Origin of the sequence: Bacteroides sp. MSK.20.82 (assembly GCF_019052485.1) — a bacterium.
Classification (GTDB): domain Bacteria; phylum Bacteroidota; class Bacteroidia; order Bacteroidales; family Bacteroidaceae; genus Bacteroides; species Bacteroides thetaiotaomicron.
This window is the reverse complement of the sequence record NZ_JAHQUN010000145.1, coordinates 1-506: the sequence shown is the minus strand read 5'-3', so window position 1 is coordinate 506 and position 506 is coordinate 1. Positions and strand designations below refer to the sequence as shown.

The following is a 506-nucleotide window of genomic DNA, read 5'->3' as shown; positions in this document are numbered from 1 at the left end:
TTTCTTTCTTCTACTGTTCCGACCGGGTCCAGTATCTTTCAATCTCTTCCAGTGACTTTCCTGTGGTCTCCGGCACGAGTTTCCATACGATGAGCATATACGGCACGCACATGACTGCGAACAGGAAGAATGTTCCGGCGGGGGTGAGATTCTGGAGCATCCAGGGGGTTAGCTGTCCGATCAGGTACGTTCCTATCCACAGGGCGAATCCTGCAATGGACATCGCCAGTCCGCGCACCTTGGTGGGGTACATCTCCGAGAGGAGCACGAACACCACGGCACAGATGGAGACGGCACAGCAGAATACATAGAACAGGAAGAAAACAAGCAGGAAGAGGCTGGAGACTCCCCAGGAATCACCGAAGAGGAAGTAAATGCCGATCAGCAGGAGGGAGACAACCATCCCCGAAACTCCGTAATAGACCAGTTGCTTGCGGCCGACCCTGTCGATGATCACAAGAGCAAGAACGGTGGTCAGAGTGTTGACTAGTCCTACGAGAACTTGG

1 protein-coding gene is annotated in these 506 nt (G+C 53.6%); it reads right to left on the bottom strand.

The window, feature by feature from the left end; translation table 11 throughout:
- Positions 1-10 precede the first annotated feature (10 nt).
- On the bottom strand, positions 11-506 hold a 496-nt coding region (locus KTR07_RS28200), incomplete at its 5' end, for an MFS transporter (protein WP_032850894.1).